Below are 1,084 nucleotides of genomic sequence, written 5' to 3'. Positions count from 1 at the left end.
CGAAGCCGACCGCCGCGAGGGCCGCCGCGGCGATCGCCGCCGCGAGGAGCGCGGACTGGGGCCCGGCGCCCAGCGGGTCCCGGTGCAGGCGCCGGGACAGCTCGCCGCGCACGACGATCTGGCCGGGGTCGATGTCGGTGCGCCCGTGCAGCGCGGCGGCCAGCTGCGCCTCCTTGCCGGGTGCGGGGTAGAACCACCACTCGCCGGGGGCGAGGACGTCGTCGCCGGCCGCCGCGAGCGCCCGGTTGACGCTGCGCAGGTCGAGGAGCACCGCGCCGCCGTCGACGGAGGCGCCCGTCTCCTGGCCGGCCGCCGAGGCGCTCGGGCCGGTCGTCGGGATCTCCCGCACGACGCCGGCGACCCGCACGCGTATGTTCCCGTGGCCCAGCGGCACTTCGATCCCGGAGCCGGCCCGGGCGCCGGTCGCGGCCGCGAACCGGTCGGTCACCAGGGCGGCCGGGACGGGCGGGGGCGGCGAGGCGGCGTCGACGTGGACGACGTCCAGCGGTGGCGCCCCGAAGGGGTCCGGGGGCAGCCTGCCGGAGTCGTAGGCCAGCGACAGCGGGGTGCGCGCGTCCCCTGCGGTGCGGGTGATCACCGGCCTGACGGGGGCGGGCCCGGGTGCCCCTCCTGCGCCGGACGACGACACCTCGGCCCGCCACCGGCTCACGGGCGCCGCCAGGTGCCGGGTCGTGCCGCCCGCGGTGCGCGCGGTGATCGAAGAGACCTCGAACGTGTAGTGCCGTACGTGTGCGGCCTCGCTGGGCGCGTCCAGCTCGAAGCCCACGATCCGCAGCGGCCCCGCGGGCGCGCCGTCGGGGGCGCCCGCGTCGGCGGAGAGGTCCTCGGTGAGGGTCCGGGTGGCGCCGTCCGCCGGGACGCCGTCGAGCTGCGCCGGGTAGCGCACGCCGTACCGGTCCTCCAGCGTGAGCGTGAGCAGCGTCCCGTCCTCGGGCGGGGGGCCCGAGCCGCCCGTCGAGTCCAGCCGGACCGCGAGGTCGAGCCGGGTGGTCCCGGCGGGTACCGCGATGCCGGTCGCGGGCGCCGCGGCCGGGCGCAGGGCCGCGAGCGCGCGGTCGGCGTG

General features: G+C 79.6%; 1 pseudogene. It reads right to left on the bottom strand.

Annotated features, from left to right (window positions below):
* A pseudogene (locus L1885_RS28650) lies at positions 1-1,084 on the bottom strand (ABC transporter permease); the annotation flags it as partial.

It is taken from the genome of Streptomyces fuscigenes, assembly GCF_021556455.1.
Classification (GTDB): Bacteria; Actinomycetota; Actinomycetes; order Streptomycetales; family Streptomycetaceae; genus Streptomyces; species Streptomyces fuscigenes.
This window is presented reverse-complemented; position numbering and strand designations above follow the sequence as displayed.